The sequence below is a fragment of the Streptomyces cylindrosporus genome, assembly GCF_022698165.1.
GTDB classification, from domain to species: Bacteria; Actinomycetota; Actinomycetes; order Streptomycetales; family Streptomycetaceae; genus Streptomyces; species Streptomyces cylindrosporus.
Window position 1 is genome coordinate 407026 of the sequence record NZ_JALDAY010000007.1, and the last position, 15636, is coordinate 422661.

Annotated in this window: 17 protein-coding genes; 8 read left to right on the forward strand and 9 right to left on the reverse strand. The window is 72.7% G+C overall.

Annotated elements, in window-relative coordinates; genetic code table 11:
- The first annotated feature begins 26 nt into the window (after nucleotides 1-26).
- The gene (locus tag MQP27_RS24520; protein WP_242767539.1) at nucleotides 27-287 is read left to right on the forward strand and encodes a hypothetical protein; all 261 of its coding nucleotides are present in this window, start codon (nucleotides 27-29) and stop codon (nucleotides 285-287) included.
- Here the strand turns inward: MQP27_RS24520 and MQP27_RS24525 are convergent.
- Entirely contained in the window at nucleotides 263-940 is a 678-nt protein-coding gene (locus MQP27_RS24525; protein WP_242767540.1) for a DUF6082 family protein, read from the reverse strand. The genes MQP27_RS24520 and MQP27_RS24525 overlap by 25 nt on opposite strands.
- Nucleotides 941-1110: 170 nt before the next feature.
- A complete protein-coding gene (locus MQP27_RS24530) occupies nucleotides 1111-2544 on the reverse strand; it encodes a dihydrolipoyl dehydrogenase family protein (protein WP_242767541.1) in 1434 nt (477 codons plus the stop codon).
- A 121-nt stretch (nucleotides 2545-2665) separates the two neighbouring features.
- Between MQP27_RS24530 and trxA the strand changes: the two genes are divergently transcribed.
- Nucleotides 2666-3052, forward strand: coding sequence for a thioredoxin (gene trxA, locus MQP27_RS24535; protein WP_242767542.1), 387 nt, complete (start codon nucleotides 2666-2668; stop codon nucleotides 3050-3052).
- A gap of 9 nt (nucleotides 3053-3061) precedes the next feature.
- On the opposite strand, the gene MQP27_RS24540 is transcribed toward trxA, so the two are convergent.
- Genes MQP27_RS24540 through MQP27_RS24550 form a run of 3 tightly spaced genes read right to left on the reverse strand, consistent with a single transcriptional unit; the run spans nucleotide 3062 to nucleotide 6764 of the window.
- Nucleotides 3062-4498, reverse strand: coding sequence for a benzaldehyde dehydrogenase (locus MQP27_RS24540; RefSeq protein ID WP_242767543.1), 1437 nt, complete (start codon nucleotides 4496-4498; stop codon nucleotides 3062-3064).
- Nucleotides 4499-4514: 16 nt separating this feature from the next.
- Entirely contained in the window at nucleotides 4515-5711 is a 1197-nt protein-coding gene (locus MQP27_RS24545; protein WP_242767544.1) for a 4-hydroxybenzoate 3-monooxygenase, read from the reverse strand.
- 18 nt (nucleotides 5712-5729) lie between these two features.
- A complete protein-coding gene (locus tag MQP27_RS24550; RefSeq protein ID WP_242767545.1) occupies nucleotides 5730-6764 on the reverse strand; it encodes a LacI family DNA-binding transcriptional regulator in 1035 nt (344 codons plus the stop codon).
- 107 nt (nucleotides 6765-6871) lie between these two features.
- Here MQP27_RS24550 and MQP27_RS24555 point away from each other — a divergent pair, with 107 nt between their 5' ends.
- Complete coding sequence (locus MQP27_RS24555; RefSeq protein ID WP_242767546.1) at nucleotides 6872-7543, forward strand: TetR/AcrR family transcriptional regulator; 672 nt, start codon at nucleotides 6872-6874, stop codon at nucleotides 7541-7543.
- 16 nt (nucleotides 7544-7559) lie between these two features.
- A complete protein-coding gene (locus tag MQP27_RS24560; RefSeq protein ID WP_242767547.1) occupies nucleotides 7560-8693 on the forward strand; it encodes an FAD-dependent oxidoreductase in 1134 nt (377 codons plus the stop codon).
- 7 nt (nucleotides 8694-8700) lie between these two features.
- On the opposite strand, the gene MQP27_RS24565 is transcribed toward MQP27_RS24560, so the two are convergent.
- Nucleotides 8701-9384: a TetR/AcrR family transcriptional regulator gene (locus MQP27_RS24565; protein ID WP_242767548.1), complete on the reverse strand. Its 684-nt coding sequence runs from the start codon at nucleotides 9382-9384 to the stop codon at nucleotides 8701-8703.
- 98 nt (nucleotides 9385-9482) lie between these two features.
- Between MQP27_RS24565 and MQP27_RS24570 the strand changes: the two genes are divergently transcribed.
- Entirely contained in the window at nucleotides 9483-10046 is a 564-nt protein-coding gene (locus MQP27_RS24570) for an NAD(P)H-dependent oxidoreductase (protein ID WP_242767549.1), read from the forward strand.
- Nucleotides 10047-10122: 76 nt separating this feature from the next.
- Here the strand turns inward: MQP27_RS24570 and MQP27_RS24575 are convergent, their stop codons facing one another.
- Complete coding sequence (locus MQP27_RS24575) at nucleotides 10123-11028, reverse strand: LysR family transcriptional regulator (RefSeq protein ID WP_242767550.1); 906 nt, start codon at nucleotides 11026-11028, stop codon at nucleotides 10123-10125.
- A gap of 119 nt (nucleotides 11029-11147) precedes the next feature.
- Here MQP27_RS24575 and MQP27_RS24580 point away from each other — a divergent pair, with 119 nt between their 5' ends.
- Nucleotides 11148-11339, forward strand: coding sequence for a hypothetical protein (locus MQP27_RS24580; protein ID WP_242767551.1), 192 nt, complete (start codon nucleotides 11148-11150; stop codon nucleotides 11337-11339).
- A 13-nt stretch (nucleotides 11340-11352) separates the two neighbouring features.
- On the opposite strand, the gene MQP27_RS24585 is transcribed toward MQP27_RS24580, so the two are convergent.
- Entirely contained in the window at nucleotides 11353-12234 is an 882-nt protein-coding gene (locus MQP27_RS24585; RefSeq protein WP_242767552.1) for an LLM class F420-dependent oxidoreductase, read from the reverse strand.
- Between the two features lie 67 nt (nucleotides 12235-12301).
- The gene (locus tag MQP27_RS24590) at nucleotides 12302-13261 is read right to left on the reverse strand and encodes an ArsR/SmtB family transcription factor (protein WP_242767553.1); all 960 of its coding nucleotides are present in this window, start codon (nucleotides 13259-13261) and stop codon (nucleotides 12302-12304) included.
- A 56-nt stretch (nucleotides 13262-13317) separates the two neighbouring features.
- Here MQP27_RS24590 and MQP27_RS24595 point away from each other — a divergent pair, with 56 nt between their 5' ends.
- A complete protein-coding gene (locus tag MQP27_RS24595; RefSeq protein WP_242767554.1) occupies nucleotides 13318-14604 on the forward strand; it encodes an MFS transporter in 1287 nt (428 codons plus the stop codon).
- Entirely contained in the window at nucleotides 14571-15572 is a 1002-nt protein-coding gene (locus tag MQP27_RS24600; protein WP_242767555.1) for an FkbM family methyltransferase, read from the forward strand. The genes MQP27_RS24595 and MQP27_RS24600 overlap by 34 nt, the downstream gene beginning before the upstream one ends.
- Nucleotides 15573-15636: the final 64 nt, after the last annotated feature.

Sequence of the window (15636 nt, forward strand, 5' to 3'; positions counted from 1 at the left end):
GTATGGCCGCTGCTAGTGTTCCTGCCGTGACCCATCTCAAGTTGCTGGCAGCCGCCGCCTCCTGCGTCGGCGAGTCCACTTGCCCAGCCATCTTCGAGCTGCCGAACGGCGACCTGGCTCTCATCGGCAAGGAGGCCCCGGGCGAGTTGCACGAGTTCCTACCCCAGGGGACCGGCGTGGGCCCTGGCGAACAACTCGTCGTCGTCCCCCGCAGCGTCGCGCTCGCGGCGGGCTGGCAGCCGCCTACCACCCGAGAACGGGCTCACTCCGTTTCCGACGCCCGGTAGCGCTGATACGCCACTTCGGCCATCTCGTAGAACTTCCACATGGCGCCTCCCGATGCAGTGCCCACGAAACGTGCCGGGCGCGACCGTTCCCAGAATTCACAGATGATCTCGCTCTGGAAGATCCGGTACATGCTCGCGTCCACCTCGTCGGCCGACATGTAGTCGACCATGTACGCCATGCATTGGAACGACACGATCAGGTTGGCGTACAGGAACTGCTTCCGCTTCTCTGCGGAGATGTCGGGTCCCCAGCCCGGCCACACGTCGGCCAGCACGGGATCGTCGATGGCCGAGGTGATGAGGGCATGGTGCTGGGCCCTCACCGTGGCCTCCGCCATCCGCTGCGCGCATTCGTTGTTGATCCGCGCGTACTCGCTCTGCGACATCACCTCATTGAGCTGGGCATCCAGCAACTCCCGCTGCATCTGCGTCTCTTGGCGTTGCTGGTGAAACGTCCTGATCATGTAGACGAGGACGACCATCGATGTCAGGCCGGCTGCAGCGCCGAAGGCCTGGCCGGCGTTGCCGCTCTGAGGGGACTGGAGGCCGGGCACGCGGACCAAGAGCATGGTGATGAGGACCGAGGCGGCGCAGGACGCCGCGACCACTGCGGCGACTGTGGCCAGTTCCTTGAGCATCTTCAGCGCGGACATCGCCCTGCACCCCCTGTGACGGCGGCACGGAACACGTGCCGGCCTTCAGCACGGAGATGCCCAGGCCGCGTCACCACGACCTGGCGCACTCACGGCGCAGAGAGGCACAGACCTGCACGCGGTCCCTCGCGGCCATCCTGACGCCTTGTCCAAGTTCCGTCCGGCAGAGTTCAGTTGTCCCGATACGCCTCCAGCAACCGCAGCCACACCTCGCTGATCGTCGGGAACGACGGGACCGCGTGCCACAGGCGGCTGATCGGGACCTGGCCGGCGACGGCGACGGTGGCCGAGTGGATCAGCTCGCCCACGCCGGGGCCGACGAAGGTCACGCCGAGCAGGATCTCCGCCTCCAGGTCGACGACCATGCGGGCGCGGCCCTTGTAGCCGTCGGCGTACAGGCCCGCGCCGGAGGCCGAGGTCATGTCGACGTCGACCGCGCGGACCCGGTGGCCGGCCTGTTCCGCCTCGGCGAGGGAGAGGCCCACGGCCGCCGCCTCCGGGTCGGTGAAGACGACCTGGGGGACGGCGTGGTGGTCGGCGGTGGCGGCGTGGGCGCCCCAGGGGTCGGACTCCAGGATCGGCACGCCGGAGGCGCGGGCGGCGATGGCGGCGCCCGCGATGCGCGCCTGGTACTTGCCCTGGTGGGTGAGGAGGGCGCGGTGGTTGACGTCGCCGACCGCGTAGAGCCAGTCGCTGCCGGTGACGCGGAGGCTGTCGTCGACCGGCAGCCAGCCGCCCGGTTCCAGGCCGACGGTGTCGAGGCCGATGTCGGCGGTGCGCGGCCTGCGGCCGGTGGCGAAGAGGATCTCGTCGGCCTCGATGCGGTCGCCGGTGTCGGTCACGACCACGACCGTGCCGTTCTCGCGGGTCACCGACTCGACCGAGGTGCCGGTGCGGACGTCCGCGCCGGCCTCGGTGAGGGCCTCGGCGACGAACTCCCCGGCGAACGGCTCCATGCGGCCCAGCAGGCCCTTGCCGCGGACGAGGAGCGTGACCTCGGAGCCCAGGGCCTGCCAGGCGGTGGCCATCTCGGTGGCGACCACTCCCCCGCCGACCACGACGAGCCGGCCGGGCACGGCCTGCGCGCTCGTGGCGTTCCTGCTGGTCCACGGCTTGACCTCGGCCAGGCCCGGCAGGTCGGGCAGTACGGCGTCGGTGCCGGTGCAGACGGCGACGGCGTGCCGTGCGGTGAGCACCTTCTGTCCGCCGTCGGCGCCGGTGACGGTCACCGTGCGCGGGCCGGTCAGCCGGCCGTGGCCGCGGTGCAGGTCGGCGCCGATGCCGTCGAGCCACTGGGCGGCGCCGTCGTCGTGCCAGTCGGATGTGTAGTAGTTGCGATGGGCGAGGACCGCCTCGGCGTCCAGGGGGCCCTGCACCGACTGGCGCAGGCCGGGCACCCGGCGGGCGTCCGCGCGGGCGATCACCGGGCGCAGCAGGGCCTTGCTGGGAATGCAGGCCCAGTACGAGCACTCGCCGCCGACCAGCTCGCTCTCCACGACCGCGGTGGACAGGCCGGCCGCGCGGGTGCGGTCGGCGACGTTCTCCCCCACCGGGCCGGCCCCGAGCACCACGACGTCGTACGCGAAGGTTTCCGTTTCCGTCATGGGGTCAGTCTGGTGGGTGGTGTGCGCTCGGACCACACGGGTAGGGGCGCGGAATACGTGTCCGGTCGGCCGTGTTGTGCGGACGGCTTCGCCCCGACAGCAGGAAGAGGGATTTCAGGTCATGAGCAGCACCGTGGAGCTCACCAAGGAGAACTTCGACCAGACGGTCACGGACAACGAATTCGTCCTGATCGACTTCTGGGCGTCCTGGTGCGGGCCGTGCCGTCAGTTCGCGCCGGTGTACGAGAAGGCGGCCGAGGACAACCCGGACCTGGTGTTCGGCAAGATCGACACCGAGGCCCAGCCCGAGCTGGCCGCGGCCTTCGGCATCCAGTCGATCCCGACCCTGATGATCGTCCGCGACCAGGTCGCGGTGTACGCGCAGCCGGGCGCGCTGCCCGAGGCCGCCCTGGCGGACGTCATCGGGCAGGCGCGCAAGCTGGACATGGACGAGGTCCGCAAGGCGGTCGAGGCCCAGCAGGCCCAGGCCGAGCAGAACGGTCAGTAACGGCCCGTCCTAGAACGGGTACGGCGCCACGTCGCCCCGCACCGTCGTCCAGCGCACGTCGGTGAAGGCCTCCAGGTTGGCCTCGCCGCCGAAGCGGGCGCCGGTGCCGGACGCGGCGATGCCGCCGAAGGGCGCCACGGCCTCGTCGTTCACCGTCTGGTCGTTGATGTGGACGATGCCGGTCGGGATGCGCTCGGCGAGGTCGAGGCCGCGGGCCGTGTCCCGGGTGACGATGCCCAGGGACAGCCCGTACTCCCCCGCCGAGGCCAGGGCCGCCGCCTCGTCGGCGGTGGCGAAGGAGCGTACGGGCGCGACCGGGCCGAAGACCTCCTCGGCGTAGGCGGGGCTCTGGTCGTCGACGCCCGCGAGGACGGTCGGCCGGTAGAAGAGCCGCTCGTGGGTGCCGCCCGCGGCCAGCTTGGCGCCCCGGGAGGTGCTGGCCTCGACCAGGCCGTGCACCTTGGCGAGCTGGGCGTCGTCGATGATCGGGCCGAGGTGGACCTGCTCGCGGTGCGGGTCGCCGACGGCGAGGGAGTCGGCCTTGGCGGCGAGCCGCTCGACGTAGTCCTCGTACAGCGACTGATGGACCAGGTGGCGGCCGGTCGTCATGCAGATCTGGCCCTGGTGGAAGAAGGATCCCCAGGCCGCCGTGGAGATCACGGCGTCGATGTCGGCGTCCTCGAGGACGACCATGGCGGAGTTGCCGCCGAGTTCCAGGTGCACGCGCTTGAGGTGGCGGCCGCCCGCCTCGCCGACCGCGCGGCCCGCCGCGGTGGAGCCGGTGAAGGAGATGACCGGCACGCGCGGGTCGGCGACCAGCGCCTGGCCGACGTCCGGGCCGCCCGGCAGCACGTGCAGCAGCCCCTCGGGCAGACCCGCCTCCGCGAAGACCGCGGCCAGTGACAGGCCGCCGCAGACCGCCGTGCGCGGGTCCGGCTTCAGGACGACCGCGTTGCCGAGGGCGAGGGCGGGGGCGACCGAGCGGATGGAGAGGATCAGCGGCGCGTTGAAGGGCGAGATCACGCCCACCACGCCGACCGGGACCCGCCGGGTGTACGACAGCCTCGGCGCCTCGCTGGGCAGGATCTGGCCGGCCGGGCGGGAGGCCAGCGCGGCGGCCTCGTAGCACTCCTGGGCGGCCACGTGCAGCTCGAAGTCCGCCTTGCCGGCGATGGAGCCGGACTCCCGCACGATCCACTCGCGCAGCTCGTCGGCGTGCGCGGCGAACAGGTCGCCGGCCTTGCGCAGCACCCCGGCGCGCACGAAGTGCGGCACCCGGGCCCACTCGGTCTGGGCGGCGCGGGCGGTCTCGGCGGCCGTGCCGACGTCCTCGGCGGAGGCGAGGGTGACGGTGGCGAGGGTGTCCCCGGTGGCGGGCTCTGTCACGGCGTACTCCGGCCCCGACAGGGGGCGGGACTGCCAGGTCTTCGGGTCGAGCAACGGCATGACGGCTCTCCGTTCGTCACCGGCGGGACTCGGCTCGGGTGATGAGCGGAAGTCCCGAGTAGTTGGCGGCCAGTTCGGCCGCGGCATGGCGGGACGCGGTGATGCGGCGCAGCCGTGCGAGCTGCAGCCGGTTCTCGAACGCGTCCCCATCTGGTTGAGCGTGCAACATCCTAGTCATGTCGTACGAGAATCGGGTGGCCTGCCACACCCGGCCGAGGCACAAGTCCGAGTAGGCGTCGAGGAGTTGCTCGGATCCGGTGCGGTGCAGCTCGGCGAGGGCGCGGTGCAGGACCCGGACGTCGGAGACGGCGAGGTTGAGGCCCTTGGCGCCGGTCGGCGGCACGATGTGCGCGGCGTCCCCGGCGAGCAGCAGCCGCCCGTGCCGCATCGGCTCGTGGACGTAACTGCGCATCGGTGTCACGGACTTGGCGGTGATCGGGCCGCGCCGGAGGGTCCAGTCGGCGTCGACCGCGAAGCGGGCGGCGAGTTCGTCCCAGACGCGGTCGTCGGGCCAGTCCTCGGGGTCGGTGTCGTTCGGGACCTGGAGGTAGAGGCGGGAGACGTGCGGGGAGCGCATGCTGTGCAGGGCGAAGCCCCGCTCGCCGCGCGCGTAGATCAACTCCTCGCAGGAGGGGGCGACGTCGGCGAGGATGCCGAGCCAGGAGTACGGGTAGTCGTGCGCGTACGAGCGGCTGCTCGCGGCCGGGAAGGTGTCGCGGGAGATGCCGTGGAAGCCGTCGGCGCCGACCACCCAGTCGCAGCTCAGGGTCTGCTCGCGCCCTTCGCGCAGGAAGCGCACGACGGGCGACTCGCTCTCCGGCTTCTCCACGGCGAGGGCCTCCGCCTCGAACAACAGCGGTGGCCCGTCGGCGAGTTGGAGGGCGACGAGGTCCTTCACGATCTCGGTCTGGGCGTAGATGGTGACGGTGCGGCCGCCGGTGAGGGTCGGGAAGTCGATGTGGTGGCGTTCCCGGTCGAAGCGCAGCTCGATGCCCTGGTGGACCAGGCCCTCGGCGGTCAGTCGCTCGGCGGCGCCGGCCTCGCGCAGGGCGTCGACCGTGCCCTGCTCCAGCATCCCGGCGCGCTGGCGGTGCTCGACGTACTCACGGGTCCTGGCCTCCAGGACGACGCAGTCGATGCCCGTGCGGTGCAGCAGCCTGGCGAGGAGCAGCCCGGCCGGGCCGCCGCCGATGATGCCGACCGTCGTGCGCATGGGCGTCTCCCCAGGGGTTCAGCTGGAGTCGCGGTGGACCACCGAGGCTCCGAGCACCTTGTGCGTCTCGGGCGCGGCACCCGGGTTGCGCACCGCGCGGTCGACGAGTTCGGCGAGGTCGCGGCCGGACGGCAGCTCAATGTGGACCGTGCTGAGCCGGGGCCTGAGCAGCCGGCCGAGCATGAGGTCGTCGGCGCCGATGACGGCCGTGTCCTCCGGTATGCGCACGCCCTCGTCCTGAAGGGCGCGCATCACCAGCATCGCGTATTCGTCGTTGTAGGCGAACACGGCGTCGAGGTCCAGCTCGCGCCAGCGGGCGGCGAGGCGCGAGGCGGCCTCCTCCTCGTAGGCGAGGGGCAGCTCGGTGACAGTGGCGTCGGTGCCGTGCAGGGCGCGCCGGACGCCTTCGAGGCGGGGCTGGGAGAAGGACTCCAGGCCGGCCTCGCCGGGCACGACCACGCCGATCCGACGCCGGCCGCGGTCGAAGAGGTGGCTGCCGGCGCAGTGGCCGACGGCCTCGTGGTCCATGAGGAGGGAGTGGGCGCCGTCGACGCATTCGGGGCCGAGGGTGACGACGGCCCGGGCGCCGGAGCGCTTGAGCACGGACACGCCCTGCGGGCCGAGTCCGGCGCCGGGCACCAGGACGGCGACCGGGCGCAGTTCGGCCCAGGCGCGGGCGGCCTCGTCGCCGTACACACCGATCGAGCCGTACTGGACGACGGTGTAGTCGAGGCGGCCGAGCGCCCACTGCAGTTCACTGATGAACTGGCTGTAGAGCGGGCCGACGGGGAAGTCCGGCGCGGGCATCAGGACCATGCGGCTGTGTCCGGCGCGCAGACTGCGGGCGGCCGCGTGGGGCACGTACCCGAGTTCCTTGGCGGCCTCGTGGACGCGGCGGCGGGTGGGTTCGCTGATCCGTACGGCGCTGGTGTTGTTCAGGACGTACGAGACGGTCGCGCGCGAGACGCCGGCCAGGCGGGCCACATCGGCGCTCGTCGGCACGGGGCGCGGTGCGGGGGACGAGTGCGGGGGCGGGTTCGGTATCTGCACCATGACGTACGGCATCTTTGCAGAACCTGTGTCCGGGGCCACACCCGGGATCTGACGAACATGTTCGTAACGAACTTGTTCGGAGCGAACATGTTCGTTAGGGTGGGGGCATGACAGAGCGTCCCGACACCCCCCGCAGCCGCCGTGAGCGCCCGGCCAAACCGGCCCTGACCAGGGAGGGGATCGTGGCCGCCGCGGTCGCGATCCTGCGTGCCGAGGGCCTGCAGAAAGTGACCATGCGGCGCCTGGCGCAGGAGCTCGACACCGGCCCGGCCTCGCTGTACGTGTACGTCCGCAACACCGCGGAGCTGCACGCGGCCGTCCTGGACGAGCTGCTGGGCACGGTCGGACCGGCCCCGGCCGAGGGCTCGTGGCGCGAGCGCCTGGAGCGGGTGCTCACCGCGTACACCGCGATGCTCTTCGAGCACCCCAGCCTGGCCCGCTCGGCGCTCACGGCCCGGCCGAGCGGCCCGCACTACCTGAACCTGATCGAGACGCTGCTCGCGCTGCTCGACGAGGGCGGGGTCCCCCCGGCCCAGGCCGCGTGGGGCGTCGACCTGCTGTTGCAGCACGCCACCGCGACGGCGGCCGAGCACAGCGCCGAGGCCTCCGAGGAGGACTGGGACGCGTTGCGCTCCACCCTGCGCTCGGTCTCGGACCGGACCCATCCACGCATCGCCGCGCTCGGCGACGCCCTGCTCTCCGGAGCGCCCGAGGCCCGTCTGTCGTGGGCCCTGCGCGCACTGATCGCCGGCATCGAGCGGACCGCCGTGACCGACTGACCTCAAGGAGAACGTCATGACCACCAACCACCCCATCGCTGTCGTCGGCGCCGGCCTCGGCGGCCTCGCCCTCGCCCGTGTGCTGCACGCGCACGGCGTCGAGGCGGCCCTCTTCGACCTGGACGCCTCCCCCGCCGCCCGCACCCAGGGCGGCATGCTCGACATCCACGACAACTCCGGTCAGGTGGCGCTGCGCGCCGCGGGCCTGTACGAGGAGTTCCTGGGCCTCGTCCACCAGGGCGGTCAGGCCACGCGGATCCTGGACAAGGACGCGGTGGTGCACCGCGAGGAGGCCGACGACCCCGCGCGCGGGCGCCCCGAGATCGACCGCGGCGACCTGCGCGACCTGCTGCTCGGCTCACTGCCCGAGGGGACCGTCCGCTGGGGCGCCAAGGTGACCGGCGCGCGACCGCTGGGCGGCGGCCGGCACGAGGTGACGCTCGCCGACGGCACCGTGTTCACCACGGATCTGCTGGTCGGCGCGGACGGCGCCTGGTCGCGGGTGCGGTCGCTGGTGTCCGGCGCGCGGCCCTCGTACACCGGGATCTCGTTCGTCGAGGCGGATCTGCGGGACGCCGATCTGCGGCACCCGGTGAGTGCCGAGGTGGTGGGCGGCGGCATGCTGTTCGCGCTCGGGGCCGGCCGGGGTTTCCTCGCGCACCGCGAGACCGACGGCAGCCTGCACGTCTACGCGGCCGTGGAGGCTCCCGAGGAGTGGCTCGACGGCGTCGACTTCGGCGACACCGAGGCGGCCAAGGAGCAGGTGCTTCAGCACTTCGCCGGCTGGGACAAGAGCCTGCGGGCGCTGGTCGCGGACGCCGACGGCGCTCTCGTGCCGCGGCGCATCCACGCCCTGCCCGTCGGGCACAGGTGGGAGCGCGTCCCGGGCGTCACGCTGCTCGGCGACGCCGCGCACCTGATGTCCCCGTTCGCCGGCGAGGGCGCCAACCTGGCCCTGCTGGACGGGGCCGAGCTGGGCCTGGCCCTGGTGGCGCACCCCGGTGACACCGAGGCCGCGCTGGCCGCCTACGAGGAGAAGCTGTTCCCGCGCAGCGAGCACGCGGCGCTGGAGTCGGCCCGGGGCGGCGAGCTGCTCTTCCGCGCCGACGCGCCGCTGGGCCTGGTCGAGATGTTCGCCGCCCACGACTGAGCGGGGCTCAGCACGACGGTGCGGTACCCGTCACCCGGGAGACCAGGTCGACCCAGCCGGCCTCCAGCCGCTCCATGGGCATCCCGCACTGCCGGACCAGGTGATGTATCAGGGCCGGGTCCAGATAGCTGAGCAGGGGCTGGGCGAGCAGCTCGCAGTCGGCGTCGGGCGCGATCTGCCGCAGCAGGATCGTGACGTGCGTGTGCAGCGCCCGGTACGACGGGTGAGCGAACCGGCGGGTCGGATCGGACTGCGCGGCCAGATGCAGGTCCAGCTGCTCCACCAGGCGGTACAGCACCGCCACGCCGAAGGCGCGCAGCCGCTCGTCCGCCGGCGCGCCAGGCCCCAGCGGCGGGGGCCCGCCCATGAAGTCGGCCTGCAGCGTCCTCGACGAGTGGTCGAGCAGGGCCATCAGCAGCCCGGTGCGGTCGCCGAAGCGCCGGAAGACGGTCCCCTTGCCGACCTGGGCGGCCGCGGCCACCGCCTCCATCGTGACCCCGGCCACTCCGTGCTCCGCGATCAGCCGGGAGGCCGCGTCCAGCAGCCGGGCCCGGTTGCGGGCCGCGTCGGCGCGCAGGCACGGCGAGTCCTCGGGAGACCCGAGCTGCAGCAACTCGGGCTCGTCGACCGGCTCCTGGGGCGGCCGCGGGAAGGGCGGCAGGGTGGCGGACATGAAGCCAGCGTAAAGCATCGGGAACAAAACTGGACCGCGGTCCGCTTAGGGTGCTAGAACTTTAAACGGACCTCGGTCCGGATCGTAACGGCAATGTTTCAGCATTGGGAGTTCGCATGTCTGTTCGCATCCTTGCGCTCGTCGGCAGCCTTCGCGCCGGTTCGCACAACCGCCAGCTCGCCGAGGCGACCGTCAAGCTCGCCCCGGAGGGCGCGGACGTCGAGCTGTTCGAGGGCCTGGCCGAGATCCCCTTCTACAACGAGGACATCGACGTCGAGGGCAGCGTCCCGGCGCCCGCCGCCAAGCTACGCGAGGCCGCCCAGACCGCCGACGCCTTCCTGCTCTTCTCGCCCGAGTACAACGGCACCATCCCGGCCGTCCTGAAGAACGCCATCGACTGGCTGTCCCGCCCGTACGGCGCCGGTGCCTTCGGCGGCAAGCCGGTCGCCGTGGTCGGCACCGCGTTCGGCCAGTTCGGCGGCGTCTGGGCGCAGGACGAGACCCGCAAGGCCGTGGGCATCGCGGGCGGCAAGGTCCTGGAGGACGTCAAGCTGTCCATCCCCGGCTCCGTGACCCGCTTCGCCGAGACCCACCCGGCCGACGACGCCGAGGTCGCCGCCCAGCTGACCGAGGTCGTCGCCCGGCTGCACGGCCACGCGAGCGAGGCCGTCGCCGCCTGACCAGCGCGTACCCGAGAGGGCCGGAGCCGAGCCGCTCCGGCCTTTTCCGTGTCTCGGGCCACGCCTTCCGCGTGTCTCAGGCCACCGCGGTCGGCGCCAGCTCCCCCAGCTCCTCCAGCGCCGCCGCGACCGCCGGCAGTTCCCGGCCGCCCCGCCGGGTGCAGGTCAGGAGCCTGCGCTGCGGGTTGCCCGTGCAGCGCACCCGGGAGATCGGCAGGTGCGGGGTGAGATGGGCCAGCCGCGGGATCAGGGCGACGCCCAGACCGCTGGCGACCAGGTGGGCGGTGACGTTCCACTCCACCGCGTGATGGACGACGTCGGGACTGAACCCGGCCTCACCGCACGCGGACATCACATGCGCACGGCACGGACTCTCCGGCACCGGCGCGATCCACTGCTCGTGCGCCGCGTCCGCGAGATCGACCCGCGCCCGCCGGGCGAGCGCATGGTCTTCCGGTACGACGAGGTCGAACGGGTCGTCCAGGAGCGGCTGCTGGTCGAAGCGGGCGTCGCTCAGCGGCGGGTTGTGCGGGGTCGCCTCCACGATCGCCAGGTCGGTCGCGCCCTCGAAGAGCAGGTCGAAGCTCTCCGGCACGCCCACTTCCTGGATCCGCACGGACAACCGCCGGTGCCGCTTGTGCAGCCGTGCCGCCATGGGCGCGAGCAGCACCGACACCGCCGCCGCGAAGCCGCTCACGCGCAGCGGTCCGGCCGGGTCGCGGTGGTCGGCGCGCAGGTCGAGTTCGGCCTGTTCCCAGCGGGCCGCGATGGCGTCGGCGTGCGCGAGGAGGCTCTCCGCGGCCGGGGTGAGCCGTACCCCGCGGCCCTGCGGTTCGAGCAGGTCGACGCCGAGGTCGCGGGCGAGCTGGCGGATCTGCTGGGAGGCGGCGGACGGGGTGAAGTGGAGGGCGCGGGCGGCGGCGGTGACCGTGCCGTAGTGCGAGACCGCCCGCAGGACGTGGAGCCGGCGCAGGTCAATCATGAAGTCCACGCTTCAAGGTGAGGTCCACAAAGTCAACCTGGACGTGCACGAAGCTTCGGTTGCACCCTGGCTGTGTCGCGACGGTCAGCCCGCCCTACACGTCCAAGGAGTGTTCAGTCATGACCAGCACCACGGGCACCGTCTGCCCGCACTGCGGCTGGCCCGACGCCGCCGAGCCCTTCCAGGTGGTGTCCCGGCACGCCACGGCCGCGGGAAGCACGCTCTGGACCCGCTGCGCCTGCGGTTCGCTCCAGGTCAGGGCGGTCGACGGCGGCGGGACACGGATCGTCTCCCGCAGCCGCCCGGCCTGAACGCGGCCCGCGCTCAGTCCAGTTCCGCCAGGCGTGGCACGAGGGGGGCGACGAAGCGCTCCATCCAGGCCGCGGTCTCGCCGAGGCGCGGCGACAGGATCAGGGTGTCGATGCCGAGCTTCGTGTAACCCGCGATGTCCTTCAGGAAGGCGTCGAGGTCGCCCTCGGTGGCGGCCTCGCCGCCGTAGGCGACGGTCTTGCGGATCTCGTCGTAGTCGCGACCCTCGGTGTCGCAGTGTCCGCGCAGCACGTCGAGCTTGTGGCGGACCTCCTCCGGCGAGGTCGCGAACAGGTTGCAGGCGTCGCCGTAGCGGGCGACCAGGCGCAGTGTCTTCTTCTCGCCCCCGCCGCCGATCATGATCTCGGGGTGCGGGCTGCTGACCGGCGCCGGCACGCACAGGGTCTCGGCGAGCCGGTAGTGCCTGCCCTCGAAGGGGCCGTTGTTCGCCGGGTCCCACATCTGCAGACAGATCCGCAGCGTCTCCTCCAGCCGCTCGAAGCGCTCGGCGAGCGGCGGGAACGGTACGCCGAGTCCGGCGTGTTCGCGGTCGTACCAGGCCGCTCCGATGCCGAGCGTGGCGCGCCCGCCGGACAGCACGTCGAGGGTGGTGGCGATCTTGGCGAGCAGTCCGGGGCGGCGGTAGGTCACGCCGGTCACCAGGGCGCCGAGCCGGAGCGTGGAGGTGTGGCCGGCGAGGTAGCCGAGGGTCGTGTAGGCCTCCAGCATCGGGTCCTCGGCGCCGCCGTTGAACTCCATCTGGAAGTAGTGGTCCATGACCGACAGCCAGCTGACTCCCGCCGCCTCGGCGGCGGCGCCCGCGGCGGCGAGTTCGGCGCCGAGCGCGGGTCCTCCCCCGCTGTGGTCGAACTTGTTGATGTGTACGCCCACCCGCATGACCGTCTCCGTTCGCCCGGACCTTCACCGTCCTCGCAAGACGCTAGATCTTGGAGCGCTCTCGAAGTCAAGCGCCTGCGGCCAGTTGGTCGCCGAGGGCACTACGCCGGTACAGCACGTGGCGCCCGTCGCGGGCCCGGCTGACCAGGCCGGTCGCGTGCAGCACCTGGAGGTGCTGGGAGACGGCGCTGGGAGTGACGCCGAGGCGGCGGGCGAGTTCGACGGTGGACAGCGGCTCGGCGAGCAGCCGCAGGACGGTGGTCCGGGGCGCGCCGAGCAGGGCGGTGAGCGCGGAGGCGTCGGGGTCCGGGGCCGGTTCCCACAGGGTCGCGGCGCCGCGGCTCGGATAGGCCAGCATCGGGGCTTCGTCGGCGCCGACCGGCGGGGCGGGCTTGTGCGCGAACAGCGACGGCACCAGACGCAGCCCGCGCCCCGCGCCGTCGATCCGGTGCCGGCCGATCATCTGCCCGACGCGCAGCTCGCCGTCCCGCCAGCTGAGGTTGCGGTGCAGGTCGGAGAAGAGCAGCCGGGCCCCGCCCGTCGCCAACTGCCCTGCCCGGTGCGTGATGTCGGCCTCCAGCACGAGCCGCATCCGCGCCCAGTGGGGCAGGATGGCCAACCGCCAGTACCGGAGCAGCAGTTCGCAGAGCTCCTCCAGCAACTCCGGCACAGGTGCCCGCAGTTCCACCGGCAGCGGGCGCGGGGCGTGTGCCGCGTACAGATCCCGTCGTACGACCTCTTCAGGCGTCGCGTGTACGACGGCCAGCTGGTCCTCGATCGTGGGCGCGTAGGCCGTCGGTCTGGGCGTGAGGAAGTCGGGCAGGGCCAGGGTCTCGCCGACCAGCGCGGCCAGCAGCCGGGCGTCGGCCGGGTCGAGGCGGGCGAGCACGGACCGGCGCCACTCCGTGTGCAGGGGGAAGAGGGCGGGGGCGCGCAGGGTCCGCAGGCTGCCCATGACCTCGCGCAACGGGGAGATGGCGAACCGGGTGTCCGCGAGGTCCTGGACGTCCAGCAGGAAGCTGATCATGAAGCCCCCGGCTAAATCCTTTGGCAACCGTCCGCCGGTGCCCTGGACTTGGGCCCATGACGGATCACGACCCGCGCCAGCCTACCGCCGGCCACCGGTTGACCTGGCTGCTCGCACTCACCTGCGGGGTGGCCGTGGGCAATGTCTACTTCCCGCAGGCGATCAGCCCACTGGTGGCCTCGGGCCTCGGCGTCTCCCCCGGCACCGCCGCCTCCGTGGTGACCGCGACGCAGTTCGGCTACGCGGCCGGCATCTTCCTGCTCGTCCCGCTCGGCGACCGTCTGCCGCCGCGCCGGCTGCTGGTCACCCTGCTCGCCCTGACCGGCCTGGGCCTGCTCGCCGCGAGCCTCGCACCGGCCCTGCTGCCGCTGGCCGCCGCGAGTGTCCTGGTCGGTGTGACCACGGTGGTCGCGCCCCTCGCCGGACCGCTGGCGGCCGGTCTGGTGCCCGCCGAGCGGCGTGGCGTGACCAGCGGCATGCTGCTGAGCGGCTCCATCGCGGGCATGCTGCTCTCCCGCACCTTCGGAGCCGCGCTCGGCGACTGGCTGGGCTGGCGGGCCCCGTACGTCCTGTCGGCGGCCCTCTCCCTCACGGCCGCCGCCCTCCTCGCCCGAACCCTGCCGGCGCTCGCCCCGCCGTCCGCCCAGCGCTACCCGGCACTGCTCGCCGAACCCCTGCGCCTCCTGCGCACGCAGCCCCCGTTGCGCCGCTCCTGCCTCTACCAGGCCGCGGTCTTCGCGGGCTTCTCCGCGGTGTGGACCGGGGTGGCCCTGCTGCTGACGGGCCCGGTGTACGGCATGAGCGCGCGGGCCGCCGGCCTGCTCGCCCTGGTCAACGCGGCGACCATGCTGTGCACGCCGGTCGCGGGGCGATGGGTGGACCGGCGGGGGCCGGACACCGTGAACCGCGTCTGTTTCCTGGTGGTCGGTGCCTCGGCCCTGGTGCTGGCGTTCGGCGGGCTCGGCGGGGTGAGCGGGCTCGTGGCCCTGGTCGCCGGGACGCTGCTGCTGGACGTCGGCATGCAGTCCGGGATGGTCGCCAACCAGGTGCGGATCTACGCGCTGGCCGCCGACGTGCGCAGCCGGCTCAACACCGCGTACATGACCTGCGCCTACCTGGGCGGCACGGCGGGATCCTGGCTCGGCGCCCGCGCCTACGCCCGCTTCGGCTGGTCAGGGGTGTGCGCGGTGGTCGGGGCGCTCACCGCGGTGGCCCTCCTGCGCCACCTCACCGCACGGGGACTTCACAGCGACGACCAAGTTCGTTCAAAGCGAGGACCCCTTCCAGTCATGTCTGGAAGGGTGACCGGATGCAGACCCTCTACCGACGACTGCTCGACCTGATGCCCAGGCTGGGCGTGCACGTGACCGACCTCGGACCGGGGACCGCGGTGGTCTCCCGGCGCGGCGGGCGGGTCCGGACCCCGCTGGGGCCGGGCGCCGACCTGCTCACCAGGGGCAACGGCCGGTACGCCGTCACCGAGGCCGGGAAGGACACCTGGGTCGTGGCCCGGGGCAAGGGCCTCGGCAGATGGCGCGCCGAGCGGCTGGGCGACAGCGGCGCACGGCTCCTGTTCGACGAGGAGGCCGGGAAGGACGAGCGCAAGGTACAGCTGGCGGCCGCCGAGTACCTCTGCACGCAGCACGTCGCCGGGATGCTGGAACTCTACGGCGTGAACTGCGTGTTCGACGTCGGGGCCAACGCCGGGCAGTACGCGAAGCGGCTGCGGCGGCTCGGCTACACCGGACGGATCGTCTCCTTCGAACCGACCGCGCACGCCTTCGAGCGGCTCTCCGCGGCGGCCGCGGACGACCCCGCGTGGCAGGTGCACCACCTCGGCCTCGGCCGCGAGGACACGGTGACCGCCATCCACACCGGCTGGAACACCATGAACTCCCTGCTGCCGCCCAGCGACTACGGCCTCGGCCGCTACCGGCGGTTCAACGAGACCCGCACGGAGGAGATCCGCGTCCGGCGCCTGGACGGCGTGCTGGACGAGGCCCTCGACGGCATCGAGCAGCCGCGCCCCTTCCTGAAGATGGACACCCAGGGCTACGACCTGGAGGTGTTCGCCGGCGCCGGGGAGCGGATCGGGGACTTCGTGGGCCTGCAGTCCGAGGTCGCCGTGCTGCGGCTGTACGAGGGCAGCCCCCGGATGAGCGAGGCGGTGGCGGCGTACGAGGACGGCGGCTTCGAGATCACCGGCATGTACCCGGTGACGCGGGAGGCGGCCACCGGGCGGGTGGTCGAGTTCGACTGCGTGATGATGCGCGCGAAGGCCGCACCCGAGCGGGGTCTCGCTGTGCGATGAACCCGGCGCGCAGGACGAGGGGGTAGCGGGCGGCCACCCGCCGTTCGGCGGGCAGGTTCCGCCG